We start from the raw sequence: 7,744 nt of genomic DNA, 5'->3' as shown, positions 1-7,744 counted from the left end.
GCGCCGGCGGAGGACGCGGAGCCCGTCGGCCCGCCGGTGAAGGCCGGGGCGGGCCTGCTGCGCCGGCCGCCGGGTGGCGACGCGGGGCCGGCCAGGCCGGCGACGAATGCCGGGGCGGGCTTGCTGCACAGGTCGCCGGCCGAGGATGAGGAGCCGGTCGGTCCGCCGGTGAACGCCGGGCCGGGCCGGTTGCGCCGGCTGCCGGTCACCGAGGACGAGGCGGCCGCGCGGCCGGGCGGCCCCGAGCCGGCGAACCCCGGCGTCGACATCGCCTGACCGCCGCCCGCCCTGATCCATTCGGAACGGGGGCGAACCGCGGTGTCGTGGCGCCCGGCAGAGCGCGACCTGCCGCACCGCAAGTGGATCATGGACGTGGACGTCCGGTCGGGCGGGTCAGCGGAGGGCGCGGAGGAAGCGTTCGGCGATCGGGACCGCACTGGACGTGCTGGAGCCGCCCTGTTCGACGAAGACGGCGAAGGCGACGTCGCCCTGCCAGCCGACGAACCAGGCATGGGCGTGCGCCGGGTTGTTGTCGTACTCGGCGGTGCCGGTCTTGCCGTACACCGGCTCGCCGGGGACGTCCTTCAGGGCGCTGGCGGTGCCGCTGGTGACCACCGCGCGCATCATCGTCTTCAACGCCGCCACGGACTCGGCCTTGAGCGCCGGGCCGGCTGGGGCCGGCTTCGCCGGCGCCGGGTCGAGCAGCAGCTTCGGCTGCTCCCAGTGGCCCCGGGCCACGGCGGCGGTGGCGCCGGCCATGGCGAGCGGGCTCACCACGGTGGTGCCCTGGCCGATCGCGGCGGCGGCCTGCTCGGTCGCCGAGCCGTTGGCGGAGACCTTGCCGGTGAAGACGTCCACCCCGAGGTCCCACTCGCCCTCCAGACCGAGGGTGCGACCGGCCTGCGCCAGCCCGTCCGCGCCGAGCTTCGGGGCCAGCGAGACGAAGGCGGTGTTGCAGGACTTCGCGAAGTCGGTGGTGAACGGCACCGGCCCCAGCTCGAAGTTGTCCGAGTTCTTGAACGACCGCCCGTCCACCACCTTGGTCTTCGGGCAGTCGACCGTCGCCTCCGGCGTCACCGCGCCCCGGTCGAGCAGGGCGAGGGCGCTGACCATCTTGAACGTCGAGCCCGGCGGCACCTGCGCGCCGAAGGCGAGGTTCTCGCCGGCCGGGCCGGGACCGTTCGCGGCGGCCAGCACCGCCCCGTCGCTGATCCGTACGGCCACGAGGGCGGAGCGCCGGGCCTCGCCGCCCAGCGCCGCGTCGGCGGCGTTCTGGGTGGCCGCGTCGAGGGTGGTCCGCACCGGCTGGCCGGGCTTCGGCTCGGCGCGGAAGGCCTCGACCCCGGTGGGGCCGGTGCTGCCGTCGGGTGCCGAGCGCTCCGTGACCACGGTCAGCCCGGGGGTCCCGCGCAGCCGGTCGTCGTACCGGCCCTGGAGGCCGCCGTGGCCGACCAGGTCGCCGCGGGCGTACTTGTCGGGGTGGGCCTGGAGGTCGTCGGCCTGGGCCGGGTCGACCGAGCCGAGCAGGGCCCGCGCGAACTCGCGGGTGGGCGCCAGGTCGAGCTTGTCGGTGCGGAAGCTGGTGCCGGGCAGGTCGTAGATCCGCGGCTTGATCTGCCGGTAGGCCTCCTCCCGCAGGGTCACCACCTCGACGAACGCGTCCGGCTTGGCCTCGGTGAGGCGCTTGGGCAGGTCGGCCAGATCGACCGGCGGCACGAGCGCGGGCCGGATCGCCTTGAACGCGGCGTCCAGCTCCTTCACCAGGGCCTTCACGTCGGTCACCTGCTGGGGCTCCACGCCGACCCGGACCACGGTGCGGGGAGCGACGATCGGGGTGCCGGCGCCGTCGAGGATGCCCGCCCGAGCTGCCGGGTCCCGGCGCAGGGCGAGCCGGTCGCCCGGCTCCAGCTTCTCCTGGAGCACGGCCGGCTCCCAGATCACCTGCCACTGGCTGTCGTCGCCCTGCCGCAGGCGTACCGGGCTCTCGTAGGCCCAGCGGACGTCGCCCGGCAGCCGCCAGCTCACCTGGATCCGGGCGGTGGCGATGTTGCCGGTGACCTTCGCGTCGCCGCTGCGCCGCAGCTCCGGCCGGAGGTCGGCCAGCTCGCCGGAGAGCGACCGGATCTCCTTGGCCACCTCGGCGGCCGGGATCTTGGCCCCGGTCGCGTCGACGAAGCCGACCGCCTGGAGATCACCCGAGCGCCAGCCCTTGAGGAGGGCGTCGACGCTGGCCTCCGGCCCGTCCTCGCCCGAGCACCCGACCAGCGCGCCCGCGGCGAGCACGGTGGCGGCCAGCGCCGCGAGAACCGGCCGGCGACGGGAGAGGTGGCGGCGGACGGGGTACGACACGGGCATGAAGCAGTCCCTCCGGTACGTAACTGCCCTGCACGCTAGTACGGCGGACCGGTCTCCACCGCCCCGCCTGTGCCCCGAACCGGGCAAAGACCAGCACGTGGCAGTGTGATGAACATCGCCAGTCCGGGTACTCCGCGACCGGCCGACCACGGACCCGCAACGGGTGAAAGGACAGAGTCCCGATCCGGACGTCCGGCCAGTGGTCCGCCGACGAACGGTCAGAGCGGCAGGGCCTAGGCTGGGCGGCAGAGTGACCCACAACGCGGTGGGTCGAGGGGAGTGGCACCGATGGACCGGCGTCCGGCGATCAAACCGGGACCCGACCTCCGGCAGGCTGATACCAGCCGGGACGATGACAGCTTCGATTCGGCGACCGACGGGGACGGTTTCGACCGTCTCGACACAGGCACAACCGGGATGACCGGTTCCAGCATCGACACCCTCTACGACCTGGGCCTGCCGACGCAGGCGCTGGGCGACGACACGGAGGACGCCGAGCTGGACGAGCCGGTGCCCAACGCGGAGCGCCTGGTCGCCCAGGCGGTCGCGCTGGCCGGTGACGACCAGGACGCGGCGACCCTGGTCGGCCGCTTCTGGCGGTTCGCGCCGGACGAGGAGCTGATCGGCTTCACCGCCGAGGAGATGCTCGAGGCCGCCCGGGCGCACCGGGACCTGGCCCAGCAGCGCGTACCGGGCGAGCTGAAGCTGCGCATCCACGAGCCGGACGCCGACCAGCACCACACGGTGATCGAGATCGTCACCGACGACATGCCGTTCCTGGTCGACTCGGTGACCGCGCTGCTCAACTCGCACCATCTCGACGTGCACCTGCTGGTCCACCCGCTGGTGGTGGTCCGCCGGGAGCCGCTGGGCCGGCTCACCGAGGTCTCCGCCGACGTGGAGCCGGACGACGCGATCGCCGGCGACCTGGTCGAGAGCTGGATGCGGATCGAGATCGACCCGGTCCGCGACCCGGCCGAGCGCGAGACGCTCCGCCGCGAGCTGCAGCGGGTGCTCACCGACGTCCGGGAGGCCGTGGAGGACTGGCCCAAGATGCGGCAGCGGGCCCTCGCGCTCGCCGACGAGCTGGCCTCCGCGCGTACCTCGGACAACCGGCCGCCGGTGCCGGAGAAGGACATCACCGACTCGGTGGAGCTGCTGCGCTGGCTAGCGCACGACCACTTCACCTTCCTCGGCTACCGGGAGTACCGGCTGGTCGACGCCGACGGCGCGGACGGCGGCCAGGCCCTCGAAGCCGTCCTCGGCACCGGACTGGGCATCCTCCGTTCGGACTCGCCGGAGGCCCGGGCGCTCTCGTCGATGACGCCGGAGGCGCACGAGAAGGTGCTGGAGAAGCGCCTCCTGATCATCACGAAGGCCAACTCGCGGGCCACCGTGCACCGCTCGGCCTACCTCGACTACATCGGCTTCAAGATCTTCAACGACGCCGGCGAGGTGGTCGGGGAGCGGCGGTTCCTCGGCCTGTTCTCCACCGCGGCCTACCGGACCAGCGTGCAGGAGCTGCCGGTGGTCCGCCGCAAGGTCGCCGAGGTGCTGGACCGCTCCGGGCTGAGCCTGCGCAGCCACTCCGGCAAGGACCTGCTCCAGATCCTGGAGACCTACCCGCGGGACGAGCTGTTCCAGATCAAGACCGACGACCTCTACCACGCGGTGATCGGCGTGCTGCGCATGGCCGGCCGCCGCCAGTTGCGGGTGTTCCTGCGCCGGGACGGGTACGGGCGGTTCATCTCCTGCCTGATCTACCTGCCCCGGGACCGGTTCACCACGCAGAACCGGCTGCGCATGCAGGACATCCTGCTGCGCGAGTTGAACGGCGTCGGGGTCGACTACACCACCCGGGTCACCGAGTCGATGCTCGCCCGGGTGCACTTCATCGTCCGGACCGACCCGGGCAACCCGCCCGGGGAGATCGACGCCGACCTGCTCGCCGAGGAGCTGGCCGACGCCACCCGGCTCTGGGACGACGACTACCGGCTGGTGCTCGAGCGCAAGCTCGGTGACGAGCAGGCCAAGCACCTGTTCAGCCGGTACGCCGACGCGTTCCCGGAGGGCTACAAGGACGGGCACACGCCGTACGAGGCGATGAAGGACCTGGCCAAGCTGGAGCTGCTGGAGGAGCCCGGCCAGCTCGAGATGCACCTGTTCCGCAAGCAGCTCGCCCGCACCAACGGCGCCGGCCGCGAGACCGACGAGACCATGGACGTCCGGTTCAAGGTCTACCGGTACGGCGAGCCGATGATGCTCTCCGCCGTGCTGCCCGTGCTGCACTCGCTCGGCGTGAAGGTGGTCGACGAGCACCCGTACGAGGTGGAGCGGGTCGACGGCCGGATCTGGCTGTACGACTTCGGGCTGCAACTGCCCGAGGCGCACCAGGAGCTGGCCGAGGTGCGGCCGCACGTGGAGAACGCCTTCGCCGCGGCCTGGCGGGGCGAGGCCGAGGTGGACGGCTTCAACGAGCTGGTGCTCCGGGCCGGGCTCACCTGGCGGCAGGTCGTGGTGCTCCGGGCGTACGCGAAGTACCTGCGGCAGGCGGGCACCGTCTTCTCGCAGGAGTACATGGAGCAGACCTTCATCGCGTACCCGACGATCGCCTCGTTGCTGGTGGAGCTCTTCGAGACCCGGTTCGCCCCGGGCGCCACCACCCTCGACGAGCGGCGGCAGCGCAGCGGCGAGCTGGTCAACGCGATCGGCACGGCGCTGGACGACGTGGCCAGCCTCGACCAGGACCGGATCCTGCGGTCGTACCTGACGTTGATCCAGGCCACCCTGCGGACCAGCTTCTACCAGAAGCCGGTCGGCGGACGGCCCAAGCCCTACGTGGCGTTCAAGCTGGACCCGCAGGCCATTCCGGACCTGCCCGCGCCGCGGCCGAAGTACGAGATCTTCGTCTACTCGCCCCGGTTCGAGGGCGTGCACCTGCGCTTCGGGCCGGTGGCCCGCGGCGGCCTGCGCTGGTCCGACCGGCGGGAGGACTTCCGTACCGAGGTGCTCGGCCTGGTCAAGGCGCAGATGGTGAAGAACGCCGTGATCGTGCCGGTGGGCGCCAAGGGCGGCTTCGTGCTCAAGCAGAAGCCGGGCGACCGGGACGAGGCGGTGATCTGCTACAAGGAGTTCGTCGGCGCGCTGCTCGACGTCACCGACAACATCCTCAGCGGGGAGATCGTGCCGCCGGAGGACGTGGTCCGGCACGACGCGGACGACCCGTACCTGGTGGTGGCGGCGGACAAGGGCACCGCGACGTTCTCCGACATCGCCAACGAGATCTCCGCCGCGCACAACTTCTGGCTCGGTGACGCGTTCGCCTCCGGCGGTTCGGCCGGCTACGACCACAAGAAGATGGGCATCACCGCCCGGGGCGCCTGGGAGTCGGTGAAGCGCCACTTCCGGGAGCTGGGGCACGACACCCAGACCCAGGACTTCACCGTGGTCGGCGTCGGCGACATGTCCGGCGACGTGTTCGGCAACGGGATGCTGCTGTCGAAGCACATCCGGCTGGTGGCCGCGTTCGACCACCGGCACATCTTCCTCGACCCGGACCCCGACGCGGGGACCTCGTGGGACGAGCGGAAGCGGCTGTTCGACCTGCCCCGGTCGTCCTGGGAGGACTACAACCGGGAGCTGATCTCGGCCGGCGGTGGGGTGTACCCGCGTACCGCCAAGTCGGTGCCGGTCTCGCCGCAGGTGCGCGCGGTGCTCGGCCTCGACGAGGACGTCACGCAGCTCAGCCCGCAGGAGCTGATGAAGGCGATCCTCACCGCGCCGGTGGACCTGTTCTGGAACGGCGGCATCGGCACCTACGTGAAGGCGTCGACGCAGACCAACGCCGAGGTCGGGGACAAGTCCAACGACGCCATCCGGGTGGACGGCAAGAGCCTCCGCTGCCGGGTGGCCGGCGAGGGCGGCAACCTGGGCTGGACCCAGCACGGCCGGATCGAGTACGCCGCGGCCGGCGGCCGGATCTACACCGACTTCATCGACAACGCGGCCGGGGTGGACTGCTCCGACCACGAGGTGAACATCAAGATCCTGCTCAACACGGCGGTCGCGGACGGCGAACTGAACCGCCCGGAGCGGGACGAGCTGCTGGCCCAGATGACCGACGAGGTCGCCGAGCTGGTGCTGCGGGACAACTACGACCAGGCCCGGGCGCTCAACAACGCCCAGGCCCAGGCCGCCTCGCTGCTCCCGGTGCACCGCCGGATGATCAGCGAGCTGGAGCGGTCCGGCCAGCTCGACCGGGCCCTGGAGGCGCTCCCGCCGGACGAGGAGCTGGCGGTCCGGACCGAGACCGGGCTGACCCCGCCGGAGTTCGCGGTGCTGCTCGCGTACGTGAAGATCGTGCTGGAGCGGGAGATCGTCGGCGAGGGGCTGGCGGACGAGGAGTGGACGACCGACATCCTGGTCAACTACTTCCCGACGCCGCTTCGTGAGCGGTTCGCCGGCCGGATGGGGCAGCACCGGCTGCGCCGGGACATCGTCACCACCGTGCTGATCAACGAGGCGATCAACCGCGGCGGCATCTCGTTCGTCTTCCGGGTCGTCGAGGAGACGGCCGCGTCGGCGGCGGACGTGCTGCGGGCGTACGTGGTGGTCCGCGAGGTGTTCGGGCTGCGCGACCTCTGGGACGCGGTGGAGTCGCTGGACAACAAGGTCTCGCCCGAGTTGCAGACCAACGTCTACCTGGACACCCGCCGGCTGCTCGACCGCGCGGTGCGCTGGCTGGTCACCAACCGGCGCTCGCCGATCGACGTGCCGGGGGAGATCGCCCGGCTGCGGGACGGCGTGGCCCGGCTCCTGCCGGACCTGGAGCACCTCTTCTACGGCACCGAGCGGGAGGCGATCGCCGCCCACATCGACTCGCTGACCGAGAAGGGGCTGCCCCGGGAGCTGGCCGAGCAGGCGACCCGGCTGATGTACAGCTTCGGCCTGCTCGACGTGGTGGAGACCGCCCGGTCGACCGGCCGGGACGTGAGCGAGGTGGCCTCGGTCTACTTCGTCCTCTCCGACCGGTTCCGGGTGGACGCCCTGCTGTCGAAGATCTCGCTGCTGCCGCGGGAGGACCGCTGGCAGACGCTGGCCCGGATGGCGCTGCGTTACGACCTGTACGCCGCGCTGGCCGCGCTCACCGCGGAGGTCCTCGGCTCCACCCCGGACAGCCTCCCGCCGGTCGAGCGGGTGCAGGAGTGGGAGCAGGCGAACGCCACCTCGATCCACCGGGCGCACCGGGCGATGGGGGAGTTCGACGAGTCCCGCGCCGACCTGTCGGCCCTGTCGGTGCTGCTGCGGCAGATCCGCACCCTGGTGCGGACCTCGGCGGCCGCCTGACCCGGACGGACACCGGCGCGGCCCGGTGGTCGGGGTGACCGAC

Annotated in this window: 3 protein-coding genes; 2 read left to right on the top strand and 1 reads right to left on the bottom strand. The window is 72.2% G+C overall.

Features of this window, described 5'->3' with window-relative positions; genetic code table 11:
• The coding region (locus ACWEVO_RS23340; protein WP_452309654.1) for a hypothetical protein at nucleotides 1–276 on the top strand (276 nt) is incomplete at its 5' end.
• Between the two features lie 117 nt (nucleotides 277–393).
• Here the strand turns inward: ACWEVO_RS23340 and ACWEVO_RS23335 are convergent.
• A complete protein-coding gene (locus ACWEVO_RS23335) occupies nucleotides 394–2,355 on the bottom strand; it encodes a penicillin-binding transpeptidase domain-containing protein (RefSeq protein WP_452309653.1) in 1,962 nt (653 codons plus the stop codon).
• 288 nt (nucleotides 2,356–2,643) lie between these two features.
• Here ACWEVO_RS23335 and ACWEVO_RS23330 point away from each other — a divergent pair, with 288 nt between their 5' ends.
• On the top strand, nucleotides 2,644–7,701 hold the full coding sequence (locus ACWEVO_RS23330; RefSeq protein ID WP_452309652.1) for an NAD-glutamate dehydrogenase: 5,058 nt from the start codon (nucleotides 2,644–2,646) through the stop codon (nucleotides 7,699–7,701).
• Nucleotides 7,702–7,744 lie beyond the last annotated feature (43 nt).

It is taken from the genome of Micromonospora sp. NPDC003776 (assembly GCF_053605645.1).
This window is presented reverse-complemented; position numbering and strand designations above follow the sequence as displayed.